Annotated in this window: 15 protein-coding genes; all 15 read left to right on the forward strand. The window is 66.5% G+C overall.

Translation table 11 applies throughout. The features are described 5' to 3' along the window. The first annotated feature begins 64 nt into the window (after window positions 1-64). A complete protein-coding gene (gene fabD / locus HNS34_RS02485) occupies window positions 65-1,006 on the forward strand; it encodes an ACP S-malonyltransferase (RefSeq protein ID WP_172317604.1) in 942 nt (313 codons plus the stop codon). Window positions 1,007-1,048: 42 nt separating this feature from the next. Continuing rightward, the gene (gene fabG, locus HNS34_RS02490) at window positions 1,049-1,786 is read left to right on the forward strand and encodes a 3-oxoacyl-[acyl-carrier-protein] reductase (protein ID WP_172317605.1); all 738 of its coding nucleotides are present in this window, start codon (window positions 1,049-1,051) and stop codon (window positions 1,784-1,786) included. Next, on the forward strand, window positions 1,786-2,742 hold the full coding sequence (locus HNS34_RS02495) for an alpha/beta hydrolase (RefSeq protein ID WP_172317606.1): 957 nt from the start codon (window positions 1,786-1,788) through the stop codon (window positions 2,740-2,742). The genes fabG and HNS34_RS02495 overlap by 1 nt, the downstream gene beginning before the upstream one ends. Before the next feature lie 150 nt (window positions 2,743-2,892). Further along, the gene (locus HNS34_RS02500; protein ID WP_172317607.1) at window positions 2,893-3,126 is read left to right on the forward strand and encodes an acyl carrier protein; all 234 of its coding nucleotides are present in this window, start codon (window positions 2,893-2,895) and stop codon (window positions 3,124-3,126) included. 182 nt (window positions 3,127-3,308) lie between these two features. Continuing rightward, the gene (gene fabF / locus HNS34_RS02505) at window positions 3,309-4,571 is read left to right on the forward strand and encodes a beta-ketoacyl-ACP synthase II (RefSeq protein ID WP_172317608.1); all 1,263 of its coding nucleotides are present in this window, start codon (window positions 3,309-3,311) and stop codon (window positions 4,569-4,571) included. Continuing rightward, window positions 4,571-5,737 carry an endolytic transglycosylase MltG gene (gene mltG / locus HNS34_RS02510; RefSeq protein WP_172317610.1) on the forward strand — a complete coding sequence of 389 codons (1,167 nt, stop codon included), beginning with the start codon at window positions 4,571-4,573 and terminating at the stop codon, window positions 5,735-5,737. Before fabF ends, mltG begins: the two co-directional genes overlap by 1 nt. Before the next feature lie 542 nt (window positions 5,738-6,279). Continuing rightward, window positions 6,280-7,623 (forward strand): DNA-packaging protein, encoded by a 1,344-nt coding sequence (locus HNS34_RS02515; RefSeq protein WP_172317915.1) that lies wholly within the window; start codon window positions 6,280-6,282, stop codon window positions 7,621-7,623. A gap of 94 nt (window positions 7,624-7,717) precedes the next feature. Next, window positions 7,718-8,884, forward strand: coding sequence for a phage portal protein (locus HNS34_RS02520; protein ID WP_172317612.1), 1,167 nt, complete (start codon window positions 7,718-7,720; stop codon window positions 8,882-8,884). After that, a complete protein-coding gene (locus HNS34_RS02525; RefSeq protein ID WP_172317614.1) occupies window positions 8,881-9,129 on the forward strand; it encodes a GTA head formation protein, RCAP_rcc01685 family in 249 nt (82 codons plus the stop codon). The genes HNS34_RS02520 and HNS34_RS02525 overlap by 4 nt, the downstream gene beginning before the upstream one ends. Window positions 9,130-9,145: 16 nt before the next feature. After that, window positions 9,146-9,703: an HK97 family phage prohead protease gene (locus HNS34_RS02530; RefSeq protein ID WP_172317917.1), complete on the forward strand. Its 558-nt coding sequence runs from the start codon at window positions 9,146-9,148 to the stop codon at window positions 9,701-9,703. Window positions 9,704-9,838: 135 nt separating this feature from the next. Continuing rightward, complete coding sequence (locus tag HNS34_RS02535; RefSeq protein ID WP_172317616.1) at window positions 9,839-11,041, forward strand: phage major capsid protein; 1,203 nt, start codon at window positions 9,839-9,841, stop codon at window positions 11,039-11,041. Between the two features lie 165 nt (window positions 11,042-11,206). Then, window positions 11,207-11,791: a head-tail connector protein gene (locus HNS34_RS02540; RefSeq protein WP_172317618.1), complete on the forward strand. Its 585-nt coding sequence runs from the start codon at window positions 11,207-11,209 to the stop codon at window positions 11,789-11,791. Further along, the gene (locus HNS34_RS02545; protein WP_172317620.1) at window positions 11,788-12,114 is read left to right on the forward strand and encodes a head-tail adaptor protein; all 327 of its coding nucleotides are present in this window, start codon (window positions 11,788-11,790) and stop codon (window positions 12,112-12,114) included. Before HNS34_RS02540 ends, HNS34_RS02545 begins: the two co-directional genes overlap by 4 nt. Continuing rightward, the gene (locus tag HNS34_RS02550) at window positions 12,111-12,521 is read left to right on the forward strand and encodes a DUF3168 domain-containing protein (protein WP_172317622.1); all 411 of its coding nucleotides are present in this window, start codon (window positions 12,111-12,113) and stop codon (window positions 12,519-12,521) included. Before HNS34_RS02545 ends, HNS34_RS02550 begins: the two co-directional genes overlap by 4 nt. Before the next feature lie 39 nt (window positions 12,522-12,560). Beyond that, window positions 12,561-12,974 (forward strand): phage major tail protein, TP901-1 family, encoded by a 414-nt coding sequence (locus HNS34_RS02555; protein ID WP_172317624.1) that lies wholly within the window; start codon window positions 12,561-12,563, stop codon window positions 12,972-12,974. The last annotated feature ends 1 nt before the right edge of the window (window position 12,975 follow it).

Here is a 12,975-nt window from a genome sequence, read left to right on the forward strand (position 1 = left end):
CTTGCGGGGGCCCCGTAAGCCAAGATAGCGTCAGCAAAACAACAAATTCGGGTGCAGCACGACCATGACCAGAGCATTTCTTTTCCCCGGGCAGGGCGCCCAGACCATCGGCATGGGCCAGGCGCTGGCGCAGGATTATGCCGCCGCGCAGGCCGTCTTCGACGAGGTCGACGAGGCCCTGGGAGAGAAACTGTCGGACCTGATCTGGACCGGCAGCCAGGACGATCTGACGCTGACCAGGAACGCGCAGCCGGCGCTGATGGCGACGTCGATGGCGGCGATGGCGGCGCTGAAATCGGAAGGGGTCACGATCGAGGCGGCAGCCTATGTGGCGGGCCATTCGCTTGGCGAATACTCGGCGCTGTGTGCGGCGGGGGCGTTGAGCCTCGCGGATACCGCGCGGCTCCTGCGCACGCGGGGGCAGGCGATGCAGGAGGCGGTTCCGGTCGGCAAGGGCGCGATGGCGGCGCTGTTGGGTCTGGACCTTGCAACCGCGCAGAAAGTGGCGAAAGCCGCCGCGCAGGGCCAGATCTGCACGGCGGCCAATGACAATGACCCGGCGCAGGTCGTGGTTTCGGGCCACCGTGAGGCGGTCGAACGCGCGGTGGAGCTGGCCAAGGCGGAAGGGGCGAAACGCGCGATCTTGCTGCCGGTCTCGGCCCCGTTCCACTGCGCCTTGATGGACCCCGCCGCCGAGGTCATGGCCGATGCGTTGAGCCATGTCGATATCGAGCGCCCCGCCGTGCCGGTCGTGGGCAATATCACGGCGCATGCCGAAAGCTCGCCCATGCTGTTGCGCAACCACCTGGTCGACCAGGTGACGGGCGCGGTGCGCTGGCGCGAATCCGTGTTGTGGATGGCGGCGCATGGCGTGACCGAGACCTGGGAGATCGGGGCCGGAAAGGCGCTGACGGGCATGGTTCGGCGGATCGACAAGTCGCTGGCCACCCGCACGGTCGGCACGCCGGACGAGGTCCGCGCGGCGGCGGAAACGCTGAACGGCTGAGACCCGGACAATTTTACATACAAGATGAGGAAGAGGGCGGAGATGGTTGATTTGACGGGAAAATGCGCGCTGGTGACCGGCGCGTCGGGCGGCATCGGGGCCGAGATCGCGCGCGCGCTGCATGGCGCGGGGGCCACTGTGGGCCTGTCGGGCACGCGGGTCGAGCCGCTGGAGGCGCTGGCGGCAGACCTGGGCGCGCGCGCCCATGTGCTGCCCTGCAACCTGAGCGATGCCGAAGCCGTCCAGGCGCTGCCGAAACAGGCCGCCGAGGCGATGGGCGCGGTTGACATCCTGGTCAACAACGCAGGGATAACCCGCGACAACCTCTTCATGCGGATGTCGGATGAGGAATGGACCTCTGTGCTGGAGGTCAACCTGACCTCGACCATGCGGCTTTGCCGGGGCGTGTTGCGCGGCATGATGAAGGCGCGGTGGGGGCGGATCGTCAATATCAGCTCGGTCGTGGGCGCCACGGGCAATCCCGGTCAGGGGAACTATGCCGCGTCCAAGGCGGGCATGATCGGCATGTCGAAATCGCTGGCCTACGAGGTCGCCTCGCGCGGGATCACGGTGAACGCGGTGGCCCCCGGCTTTATCGAAACGGCGATGACCGACAAGCTGACCGACGATCAGAAGGACAAGATCCTGACCCAGATCCCGGCGGGCCGCATGGGGAGACCCTCGGAGGTCGCGGCGGCCGTGCTCTACCTGGCGGCCCCCGAGGCGGGCTATGTCACCGGCACCACGCTGCACGTCAATGGCGGCATGGCGATGATCTGATGGTCTCGCTGCGTCAGCGCCTGAGCAACGGGGTTGCGCGGGCGGTGCAGAAACCCCTGCTGGCCCTGCCGCTGCCCTTCTGGCTGTCGCGGATGACGTTCGAGATGAACGCGTTTCTCCTCTACAAGAGACCGCGTGACCTGGTCGAGGACGACGCGGCGCTTGGCGGTGTTCCGGGGGTCTGGCTGACGCGCGCGGGGCAGGAGGAGGGGGGCGTGCTGCTCTTCTTGCATGGCGGCGGGTTCGTCATGGGATCGCAGCGCAGCTATCGCCACCTGGTGGCGCATCTGGCGGCGGAAACCGGGCTGAGGGGCTATCTGCCGGATTACGCCCTGGCCCCCGAACACCCCTTTCCCGCCGCGCCCGATGACGTGCTGGCGGTCTATCGCGCGCTGCTGGAGGCGGGGCACGATCCGTGCCGCATCGCGGTGGCGGGTGACAGTGCGGGGGGCTGCCTGGCGGCGGTTCTTCTGCAAGATATTGCGCGCGAAGGGCTGCCCATGCCCGCTGTCGCGGCGCTGATCTCACCGGCCACGGATCTGCGCGGGACGGCCCCGTCGCTGGAGGAAAACCGCAGGCGGGATCACCTGCTGCCCGCGTCCTGGGTGCGCCGCGCGGTGGCGGCCTATCTGGACGGGCGCGACGCATCGGACCCGCGCCTGTCGCCGCTTCTGGGCGCGGTTTCGGGCCTGCCGCCGATGATCGTGCAGGTTTGCGAGGGCGAGATGCTGCGCGACGATGGCGTGCGGCTGGCCGAGGCGGTCCGGGAGGCGGGCGGCATGGCGGACCTGCGCGTCTGGACGGATGTGCCGCATGTCTGGCACCTGATGCGCGGGCGCGTGCCCGAGGCCGATCAGGGGCTGGCGGAACTGGCGGAATTCGTCCGTGACAACATGGCGGGCGCGGGGCGGGATCTGCCAATTGCCCCGTTGCCTTCGCAACGAGATGTGCTATAGGCGGCGCAGATTTTGCCGGGGGACGCTCTTGCGTCAGTCGGTAGAGGGGCTTTTATAATAGTCCACGACCACCGCCGGCATCGGCACATTGAAAAACGAAGGCGACCTCGGGATCGGGGACTTTCGCAAAACTGGATGAGGATCGTAAAGATGAGCGATATCGCAGACCGCGTTAAGAAAATCGTTGTCGAGCACCTGAGTGTCGAAGAAGAGAAAGTGACCGAGAACGCCTCGTTCATCGACGATCTGGGCGCGGACAGCCTGGACACCGTCGAGCTGGTCATGGCCTTCGAGGAGGAGTTCGGCATCGAGATTCCCGATGACGCCGCCGAGACCATCCAGACCTTCGGCGATGCCGTGAAGTTCATCAAGGAAGCCTCCTGAGGCGTTCCACGATCTTTGACAGATCCATTGCGGCACCCCCCCGGCGGGTGCCGTTTTGCATTTGCACGCGCGCGGATACGGGCGAATTCCCGCGCGCAGGCCGAGCCCAAGGGATTGCCCCCAAGGGCCGCTTGGCGCTATCAGGGTGGGACGAAAAGCTGCGAAGCGAAGGGGCGGAATAGATGCGTCGAGTTGTTGTCACGGGCCTGGGGATGGTGTCCCCGTTGGCCTGCGGAGTTGATGAAACCTGGAGCCGCCTGCTGGAGGGCCAGTCCGGGGCCGGGCCGATCACCAAGTTTGATGCGTCGCATCTGGCCACGACCTATGCCTGCGAAGTGCCACTCGGCGATGGCTCGGGCGGCACGTTCAACCCCGACGACTGGATGGCCCCCAAGGACCGGCGCAAGGTCGACGATTTCATCCTTTACGGCATGGCGGCGGCGGAACAGGCCGTCACCGATGCCGGGTGGACACCCGAGGATGAGGCGGACCGGCTGCGCACGGGCGTGATGATCGGCTCAGGCATCGGCGGGTTGTCCTCGATTGCAGACACGGCCGTGCTGCTGAAGGAAAAGGGACCGCGGCGGGTGTCGCCCTTCTTTATCCCCGGGTCGCTGATCAACCTCATCTCGGGGCAGGTCTCGATCCGATACGGCTTCAAGGGGCCGAACCATGCGGTTGTGACGGCCTGCTCGACCGGCGCGCATGCCATCGGCGATGCGGCGCGGCTGATCCAGTGGGGCGATGCCGAGGTGATGATCGCGGGCGGGGCCGAGGCCGCGATCTGCGAGATCGGGATTGCCGGGTTCAACGCCTGCAAGGCCCTGTCGACCAAGCGGCCCGACGATCCGCAGAAGGCCAGCCGGCCCTATGACGCGGATCGCGACGGCTTCGTCATGGGCGAGGGCGCGGGCGTCGTTGTGCTGGAGGAATACGAGCACGCCAAGGCGCGCGGCGCGAAGATCTACGCCGAGGTTCTGGGCTACGGCCTGTCGGGCGATGCCTATCACATCACCGCGCCGTCGGAGGATGGCGATGGCGGGTTCCGGTCGATGCAGGCCGCGCTGGAGCGGGCGGGCGTGGACCCCAAGGATATCGACTATATCAACGCGCATGGCACCTCGACCATGGCCGACACGATCGAGTTGGGCGCGGTGGAGCGGCTGATGGGCGACGCGGCCTCGGGCGCGACCATGTCCTCGACCAAATCCTCGATCGGGCACCTTCTGGGGGCCGCGGGCGCGGTGGAGGCGATCTTCTGCATCCTGGCCATCCGGGACCAGGTCGCGCCGCCGACGATCAACCTGGACAACCCGGCGGTCGAGCCGGTTCTGGACCTGGCCCCGAACGCCAAGCGCGCGCGCAAGATCGACGTGGCGCTGTCGAACAGTTTCGGCTTTGGCGGCACCAATGCCAGCCTGGTCCTGGGCAAGGTAAGCGACTGATGTGGAAGCACATTGCGGCCAATGCGTTCAGCCTGCTGATCGTGGCGCTGATCGCCTTTGCGGGGGCCATCGCCTGGGGGCAGCGGCAATTCGTTGAACCCGGACCGGCGGCGGAAGCCGCCTATTTCGAGGTCGCGCGCGGCGCGTCCCTGGCCGAGGTCGGCGACAACCTGGCGGCGGCGGGCATCATTTCCAGCCCCGTCATCTTCCGGCTCGGTGCGCGCTACACAGAGCGCGCGGATGAGCTGCGTTTCGGCAATTACGAGATCCCCGCCGGGGCCTCGATGCGGGAGGTGCTGGAGATTATCACCTCGGGCGGGCAATCGACCTTCCGCTATACCGCGACCTATGTGATCCGTGGCCAGGGCAATGGCGAGATGCGGCTGCGCGAGCGGCTGCCGGGAGGGGGCGAGCAGATCGACCTGGCGGTGTTCGGCTCGGATGAGCCGGTGCCCGAGAATTACACGGCGCTGGTCGAGGGCGGCACACCCATCGTCTATCGCGTCGTCGTGCCCGAGGGGATGACGGTCTGGCAGATCGTGAACGGGATGCGCGGCGCGGAGTTCCTGGTCGATGACGTCGAAGACCTGCCGCAGGAGGGCACGCTGGCCCCGGACACCTATGAGGTGGCGCGCGGCACCGCGATTTCGGAGATCCTGGCCGACATGATCGAGGCGCAGACCGATATCCTGGTCGCGGCCTGGGCCGGACGCGACGAGGACCTGCCCTTGGAAAACGCGCGGGAGGCGCTGATCCTGGCCTCGATCATCGAGAAGGAGACGGGCGTGAGCTCGGAGCGCGATCAGGTCGCGGGCGTCTTCGTGAACCGGCTGGAGCAGGGAATCCGGCTGCAGACCGACCCCACGATCATCTATGGCGAGAGCGAGGGGCAGGGGTTCCTTGGGCGTGGCATCCGGGCCAGTGAACTGGCCAATGCCGACAACCCGTGGAACACCTACCTGATCGACGGGCTGCCGCCGACGCCGATTGCCAATCCGGGCCGCGCGGCGATCGAGGCGGCGGTCAATCCAGCCGAGACGGAATATATCTATTTCGTCGCCGACGGCACGGGCGGGCATGCCTTTGCCGTGACGCTGGAGGAGCATAACCGCAACGTGGCTGCCTGGCGGGTGATCGAGGCGGAGCGGGCGGCGCAGGAAAACTAGGGGTTTCGGTGCCGTTGGCACCGACCCTGGTGGGGGGCCAGCCCCCCACACCCCCCGGGATATTTGCGGAACAAAGAAGCCGGGGTTAATTTTGTGTAAGCGTGCGGGAGAGTCGTTAACAGTTTGAAAGTAATAAACTTATTGACTTGGCGAACGGTCTCTGGCATAGATTGTGACATGCTGGAAGAAATGGGCAAGCGGCCTCGGGGGTGACCCTGACGGTCGCTTTTTCGTTTCTGCTCGTGCGGGATTTTGCACGGGGAAAACAATTATGACGATTTTGACCGATGGGGAAGAAGCGTGGGCCCGCAAGATGCTGGGCCGCGCGGAGACGGCGTTTTCGACGGCACAATTGGTGCTGCAGAGTGCGATCGAGAAGCTGAAGGCGGAGCAAGAGGTCTCGGGGACGGATCTCTCCAAGGACCTTCGGGCGATGAACCATGCTCTGATGATGGCGATGGGTTTCGAGGGGAAGACACGTGACGCAGCAGCAGAACAAGCAAGGGGTGGGGCCGGTGCCCTCGACCTCGACGCGGCGCGCGCTGAAATCGGGTGCCGCCTGGATTGCCTCAGAGCCGCCCGAGGTGGCGGAGGCGTTTCTGGCGAGCCTGCCGGATGAGGCGCTGGCGGCGTTACCCTGGATCTTCGAGTTCTGGGCCTTGCCGCATCAACTGGCCCCGGAGGGCGACTGGAAGACCTGGGTGATCCTGGGCGGGCGCGGCGCGGGCAAGACCCGCGCCGGGGCCGAATGGGTGCGGTCCATGGTGGAAGGCGCGACGCCGGAGGCGCCGGGACGGGCGCGACGGGTGGCGCTGTTGGGTGAGACCTATGACCAGGCGCTGGCGGTGATGGTGAAGGGGGAGAGCGGGATACTGGCCTGCTCTCCGCCCGACCGCTGCCCGCGCTGGGTGGCGGGGGAACGAATGTTGGTCTGGCCCAACGGGGCCGAGGCGCGGCTTTATTCGGCGCATGACCCGGAGGCTTTGCGCGGCCCGCAATTCGACGCGGCCTGGGTCGATGAGCTGGCCAAGTGGAAGCGGGCAGAGGACACCTGGGACATGCTGCAATTCGGGCTGCGTCTGGGCGACGATCCACGGCAGGTGGTGACGACGACGCCGCGCAATGTGGAGGTGTTGAAGGAGCTTCTGGCGCGCAACAACACGGTCGTGACGAGCGCGCCGACCGAGGCCAACCGGGCCTATCTGGCGGATTCGTTCCTGGCCGATGTGCGGGCGCGCTATGGCGATACGAAACTGGGTCGGCAGGAGCTGGATGGCGAGTTGGTCGAGGATATGGAAGGGGCGCTTTGGGATCGGGCCGCCCTGGAGGCGGGACGGGTCACGGAGCTGCCCGAGGGCGCGCGTATCACGGTGGCGGTGGATCCGCCGGTGACGGGGCATTCGGGCTCGGACGCCTGCGGGATCGTCGTCGTTGGCGTGGTGCAGCACGGCGCGCCGCAGGGCTGGCACGCGGTGGTGATCGAGGATTGCTCGGTTCAGGGCGTCTCGGCGCATCAATGGGCGGAGCGGGCGGTGGCGGCCTATGAGAAACACGGGGGCGCGCGGATGGTGGCGGAGGTCAACCAGGGCGGCGACCTCGTGCTGGACGCGGTGCGGGCGATCGACCCGCTGGTCAATGTGCAATCGGTGCGGGCGTCTCGCGGGAAAGTGGCGCGGGCCGAGCCGGTGGCAGCGCTCTACGAGCAAGGCCGCGTGGCGCATATGCCGGGGCTGAACGCGCTGGAAGACGAGATGTGCCGGATGACGATGACCGGCTACCAGGGGCGCGGCAGCCCTGACCGGGTCGATGCGCTGGTCTGGGCGCTGACCGACGGGATGATCGTGCCCGCGCGGAATATCGCGCGGCCGGGGATGCGGCGGATCTGAAATTATTGCAGTGAAGGGCGCGCTATCCGCGCTTTTCGAGGCGTTTCGCTGAACCGGCGGGACGCCTTTTTTGATGGATCAAGGAGACAAGCGGATGGTGTTGGATTTCTTGCGGAAACCGGAGCCGGTGGAGGCGAAGGCCTCGGCGACGGGGCGGGTGGTGACCTGGGCGGGCGCGGGGCGCGTGGCCTGGAGCCCGCGCGATACGGTGTCGCTGATGAAGACGGGGTTTTCCGGCAACCCGGTGGGCTTCCGGTCGGTCAAGCTGATCGCGGAGGCGGCAGCAGCGCTGCCCCTGATCTGCCAGGATGCCGAGCGGCGCTATGAGGCGCATCCGGTCTTGCGGCTGCTGTCGCGGCCCAATGCAGCGCAGGGGCGGGCGGAGCTGCTTGAGGCGCTCTACGCGCAGTTGCTGCTGTCGGGTAACGCTTACGTCGAGGCGGTGAGCCCCGAGGGCGATACGCCGGAGGAATTGCATGTGCTGCGCTCGGACAGGATGGGGCTGGTGCCGGGGCCGGATGGCTGGCCGATTGCCTATGATTACACGGTCGGGGCAAAGAAGCATCGGTTCGACGCGCGGGGGCTGTCGCCGATCTGCCATATCAAGCTGTTCCATCCGCAGGACGATCATTACGGGTTGAGCCCGATGCAGGCGGCGGCGACGGCGCTGGACGTGCATAACAGCGCCTCGCGTTGGTCGAAGGCGTTGCTGGATAACGCGGCGCGGCCTTCTGGCGCGATTGTCTATCGGGGCGCGGATGGCGCGGGCACGATGACCGGCGACCAGTTCGAGCGGTTGCAGGCGGAGATGGAGAGCCATCACCAGGGCGCGCGCAATGCGGGGCGGCCGATGCTGCTGGAAGGCGGGCTGGACTGGAAGCCGATGGGGTTCAGCCCCTCGGATATGGAGTTCCAGAAGACCAAGGATGCCGCCGCGCGCGAGATCGCCTTGGCCTTCGGGGTGCCGCCGATGATCATGGGGATACCGGGTGACGCGACCTATGCCAATTACGCCGAGGCGAACCGGGCCTTCTATCGCCTGACCGTGCTGCCGCTGGCGGGCAAGGTTCTGTCGTCGCTGTCGCATTGGCTGGCGGGGTATTCCGGCGAAGTCGTGGAGCTCAGGCCCGACCTTGACCAGGTTCCGGCGCTGTCGGCCGAGCGGGACGCGAAGTGGCGGCGGGTGGCGGAGGCCGAGTTCCTGACGCCTGCCGAAAAGCGCGCGATGCTGGGTCTGCCGCGGCTGTCGGAGGATCAATGAGTGCGCGGGGCACGTCCGGCGGATCGCGGTTCCTCTACGACCCGTTCAATGCCGCCACGGCCCGGATCGACGCCAATGAACGGGTGGCGGAGGAGCGTTGGCAGGCGCTGGCGTTTCGGCTGAAGGGGATCGAAGGGGCATTGGACCGGTTGGAACGGCGGCTGTGGCTGGCCGTCTTCGGCGCGGTCAGCGTCATCCTGGCACAAGGTGTGAACGAGCTGATTCAGATGAGCTCTGGCGGATAGGAGATTGAGAATGAACATGATTTCAGAGGCGGGGCTTGAGATGAAGTTCTGCCGCTTCGACGAGGCGCTGACCGTGCGGGAAGGCCACAGGATCGAAGGATACGCGAGCCTGTTCGGCGCCTGCGACCAGGGCGGCGACGTGGTGCAGAAGGGGGCCTATGCGCGCAGCCTGAAGGGGCTGGCGGGGGCCGGGCGCAACGTCAAGATGCTGTGGCAGCACGATCCGGCGCAGCCCATCGGGATCTGGGATGAGGTGCGGGAGGATGGCCGCGGGTTGATGGTCAAGGGGCGGTTGCTGGAAAGCGTCGCCAAGGGGCGCGAAGCGGCGGCCCTGCTGGAGGCGGGCGCGATTGATGGGCTGTCGATCGGCTATCGCACTGTGCGGGCCACGAAGGATGACCAGGGGCGCAGGCTTCTGAACGAGGTGGAGCTTTGGGAGGTGTCGCTTGTCACCTTCCCGATGCTGCCGCAGGCGCGGGTGGACGCCCATAAGGCCGAGGAGGCCAAGGGCGATTTCCTGCATGAACTGGCGACGGTGTTCCAGGACGCCCGCCGCAAACTGGCGGCGCGGTAAGGCAGGTCCCGGAAATTCCTGAAAACCAAGCATCGCATGGCGCGTTGGAATCTCTGATTTCAGGCAGCGTCGGGTGATTCAGGTTTTTCCGAACGTGCCACTGACCCCGCGACGACTTCTAATTGGGATGATCGGATGACCGAGACTGTATCGAAGTCCTCGGGTCGCAGCCCTGTGCCTCAGGCCCAGGATGCGACCACCGAGGTGAAAACGGCCCTGGCAGGGTTTTTGAGTGAATTCAGCCAGTTCCAGGACGACATGACCACCAAACTTGCAAAACAGGAAGAGCGTATTTCCATGCTGAAAACCAAATCCATGACCCATTCGCGCCCTGCGCTTTCGTCTTCTGTCGAGGCGGGTGCGCCGCACAAGAAGGCCATCGGCACCTACTTGCGCACCGGCGACGACGACGGGCTGCGCGGCCTGGAGCTTGAGGGCAAGGCGCTTAACACTGCCGTCAACGCGGAAGGTGGCTACCTGGTCGATCCGCAGACGGCGGAGGTAATCCAGGGCGTCTTGCGTGGCTCCTCCTCGCTGCGGTCAGTGGCCAATGTGGTCAATGTCGAGGCGACCTCGTTCGACGTGCTGGTCGATCACACCGATGTCGGCGCGGGCTGGGCCACCGAGACGGCGGCGAGCACCGAGACCGACACGCCGCAGATCGAGCGCATCTCGATCCCGCTGCATGAGCTGTCGGCCCTGCCCAAGGCATCGCAGCGCCTGCTGGACGACACCGCCTTTGACATCGAGGGCTGGCTGGCCGAGCGGATTGCGGACAAGTTCAGCCGTGCGGAAGCCATGGCCTTCATCTCGGGCGACGGAATCGACAAGCCGACCGGCTTCCTGACCCACCCCACCGTGGACGATGCGAGCTGGTCCTGGGGCAACCTGGGCTATGTCGTGACCGGCGCGGATGGCGATTTCGATGCCACCAACCCCGCAGATGCGATTGTCGATCTGGTCTATGCCCTGGGCGCGCGCTACCGGGCCAATGCGAATTTCGTGATGAATTCCAAGACCGCCGGGGCCGTGCGCAAGATGAAGGATGCCGATGGCCGCTTCCTGTGGTCCGATGGTCTGGCTGCCGGGGAGCCCGCGCGCCTGATGGGCTATCCGGTCCTGATCGCCGAGGACATGCCCGATATCGCGTCGGGTGCCATGGCGATTGCCTTCGGCAATTTCGATGCCGGCTACACCATTGCCGAGCGTCCCGACCTGCGCGTGCTGCGTGACCCGTTCAGCGCCAAGCCGCATGTCCTGTTCTATGCCACCAAGCGCGTCGGTGGCGATGTCAGCGATTTCTCGGCCATCAAGCTGCTGAAATTCGGCACCTCCTGACGATCTGAGGCGAGGCGAGATCCCGTTCCGGCCCTCTTTTTTCGGGTCGGGGCGGGCGGCATGGCGGGGCTTGGCGGCCTCCAGCCTATTTTTGTCCTCCGCATGAGCGGTGCAAAGCCCTGTCATGCCAGTTTCCGAGGCAGTCTTTCGTGGAGAATAAAGAACATGATGATGGTCGAAATGACCTCGGTCCCGAGCGCTTCGCTGCCGGTGACCGAATTGACCGATCACCTGCGCCTGTCATCCGGGTTTGCCGATGATGGCAGCCAGGATGCGCAGTTGGAAAGCTGCCTGCGGGCAGCCCTTGCGGCGGTCGAGGCGCGGATCGGAAAGGCGCTGTTTCAGCGCGGCTTTACCTGGCACCTGAACGGCTGGAGCTCGACCGAGTGCCAGGCGCTGCCGGTGGCCCCGGTGCAGAGCATCACATCAATCAAGGTGATCACGCGGGGGGGCGTCGAGACGGTGCTGAACCCCGATGCCTATGTGTTGCGCAAGGACACGCATCGCCCTGCGGTGGAGGCGGTGAGCAGCCTGCCGAACCCGTCGCGCGGCGGCTCGATCGAGATCGAGATGATCGCGGGCTATGGCTCGGACTGGAACGGTATCCCCGCCGACCTGCGGCAGGCGGTTCTGATCCAGGCCGGTGAACTCTACGAGTCGCGCGGCACCAGCGACGCCACGATTGCCGTGGGCGTGGCGGTGCTGATCGAGCCCTACCGCGCGGTGCGGATGCGGGGGGTGGGCGGATGACCCGGCCCGATCTTTCGCGCCGCCTGCTGCTGGAGGGGCCGGTGCGGGTGCCCGACGGCGCGGGCGGGTTTGCGGAGACCTGGCAGCCGCTTGGCCAGGTCTGGGGCGAGGTGCGTCCGCGCACGGGCCGCGACAGCGGTGACCTGGCGCGCATGGGGTTCAGGATCACGGTGCGGGCCGCGCCGCAGGGAGCGCCGTCACGGCCGACACCCTTGCAGCGGTTCCGCGACGGCGCGCGGCTGTTTGCCATCGAAGCGGTGACGGAGGCCGATCCCGAAGGGCGGTTCCTGGTCTGTTTCGCACGTGAGGAGGAAGGCGCATGAGCTATGGCATGACTGCCGCGCTGCAAAGCGCGGTCTACGGGCGGCTGAGCACGGATGCGGGGCTGGCCGCGATTGTCGGAACGGATGTGTTCGACGCGATGCCGCCGGGACCGGAGCCCGAGATCTACGTGACGCTCGGCCCCGAAAAGGTGCGCGACCGCAGCGACGGGTCGGCGGGCGGCGCGCTGCATGAGTTCAGCGTCTCGGTCGTGACGACGGGGGCGGGGTTTCACCTGGCGAAAGAGGCCGCGGCAGCGGTCTCGGATGCGGTTCTGGCGGCGCCATTGACCCTGAGCCGGGGCCGGGCCAGCCGGGTTCACTTTACCCGCGCCAAGGCGGTGCGGACCAGCGCCAACCGGCGCATCGATATCTGGTTCCGCGCCCGCCTGGACGAGGCTATCGCGTGAGCTTTGACTTGCAAATACATGATATAACTGGAGATTGAGATGCCTGCACAAAACGGCAAGGACCTGCTGATCAAGGTCGACCTGGATGGGACAAGCACGTTCCAGACCATGGCGGGGCTGCGCGCCTCGCGGCTGAGCTTCAACGCGGAAACGGTGGATGTGACCAGCCTGGAAAGCGCCGGGGGCTGGCGCGAATTGCTGGCCGGGGGCGGCGTGAAATCGGCCGCCATCTCGGGCTCGGGCGTGTTCCGCGACGAGGCGACGGATGAACGCGCGCGCCAGATCTTCTTTGACGGCGAGGTGCCCGAGTTTCAGGTCATCATCCCCGATTTCGGCACCGTGGAGGGCGCGTTCCAGATCACCTCGATCGAATATGCGGGCAGCCATGACGGCGAGGCGAGCTATGAGCTGTCGCTGGCCTCGGCGGGCGTGCTCTCGTTCACGGCGCTGTAAG

Source organism: Alterinioella nitratireducens, from assembly GCF_013155465.1.
In the GTDB taxonomy this organism is placed as follows: domain Bacteria; phylum Pseudomonadota; class Alphaproteobacteria; order Rhodobacterales; family Rhodobacteraceae; genus Alterinioella; species Alterinioella nitratireducens.

What these genes read in the sequence shown, in the direction of transcription:
- fabD (WP_172317604.1), top strand. Translation starts at nt 65, where the DNA reads ATGACCAGAGCATTTCTTTTCCCCGGGCAGGGCGCCCAGACCATCGGC.
- fabG (WP_172317605.1), top strand. Translation starts at nt 1,049, where the DNA reads ATGGTTGATTTGACGGGAAAATGCGCGCTGGTGACCGGCGCGTCGGGC.
- HNS34_RS02495 (WP_172317606.1), top strand. Translation starts at nt 1,786, where the DNA reads ATGGTCTCGCTGCGTCAGCGCCTGAGCAACGGGGTTGCGCGGGCGGTG.
- HNS34_RS02500 (WP_172317607.1), top strand. Translation starts at nt 2,893, where the DNA reads ATGAGCGATATCGCAGACCGCGTTAAGAAAATCGTTGTCGAGCACCTG.
- fabF (WP_172317608.1), top strand. Translation starts at nt 3,309, where the DNA reads ATGCGTCGAGTTGTTGTCACGGGCCTGGGGATGGTGTCCCCGTTGGCC.
- mltG (WP_172317610.1), top strand. Translation starts at nt 4,571, where the DNA reads ATGTGGAAGCACATTGCGGCCAATGCGTTCAGCCTGCTGATCGTGGCG.
- HNS34_RS02520 (WP_172317612.1), top strand. Translation starts at nt 7,718, where the DNA reads ATGGTGTTGGATTTCTTGCGGAAACCGGAGCCGGTGGAGGCGAAGGCC.
- HNS34_RS02525 (WP_172317614.1), top strand. Translation starts at nt 8,881, where the DNA reads ATGAGTGCGCGGGGCACGTCCGGCGGATCGCGGTTCCTCTACGACCCG.
- HNS34_RS02530 (WP_172317917.1), top strand. Translation starts at nt 9,146, where the DNA reads ATGATTTCAGAGGCGGGGCTTGAGATGAAGTTCTGCCGCTTCGACGAG.
- HNS34_RS02535 (WP_172317616.1), top strand. Translation starts at nt 9,839, where the DNA reads ATGACCGAGACTGTATCGAAGTCCTCGGGTCGCAGCCCTGTGCCTCAG.
- HNS34_RS02540 (WP_172317618.1), top strand. Translation starts at nt 11,207, where the DNA reads ATGATGATGGTCGAAATGACCTCGGTCCCGAGCGCTTCGCTGCCGGTG.
- HNS34_RS02545 (WP_172317620.1), top strand. Translation starts at nt 11,788, where the DNA reads ATGACCCGGCCCGATCTTTCGCGCCGCCTGCTGCTGGAGGGGCCGGTG.
- HNS34_RS02550 (WP_172317622.1), top strand. Translation starts at nt 12,111, where the DNA reads ATGAGCTATGGCATGACTGCCGCGCTGCAAAGCGCGGTCTACGGGCGG.
- HNS34_RS02555 (WP_172317624.1), top strand. Translation starts at nt 12,561, where the DNA reads ATGCCTGCACAAAACGGCAAGGACCTGCTGATCAAGGTCGACCTGGAT.